Here is a 403-nt window from a genome sequence, read left to right on the forward strand (position 1 = left end):
CCAGCGTGGTATTAACGGAGACTTCCACCGGGGCTGGCACCTCAACGACGATTGTGGCATACCAACCGGACGCCTTCTTGGAAATGGTCAACGTCTTAATTTTGCCCTCCGGCAACGGGCGGTGATAGCGAACCTTCAAGTGTCGGACTTTGGGGACAACCACACGGGCATATTTTCTATCGACATTGCAAATCAGTCGATTTGCCAAGTGGCTGAAAGTCATTGACCGATACCGGCCTTTGCCTTTGAAGCGCGGCAAGCCCGGTTTATCACCCGTTTTGACACGACCGAAGAATGCTTTGTATGCTTTATCCAAACGGCGAATCGCATCTTGCAGAACGTCGCTGTGAAGACCGGCATAAGCCTCAGATTCTTGCTTTAAATCTGGCAAAGCGTTGGCTTG

General features: G+C 51.4%; 1 protein-coding gene. It reads right to left on the bottom strand.

The window, feature by feature from the left end; all coding sequences use genetic code 11:
• On the bottom strand, nt 1-403 hold a 403-nt coding region (locus J4G02_22410), incomplete at both ends, for a transposase (GenBank protein ID MCE2397264.1).

The organism is Candidatus Poribacteria bacterium, from assembly GCA_021295755.1.
Lineage (GTDB): Bacteria > Poribacteria > WGA-4E > WGA-4E > PCPOR2b > PCPOR2b.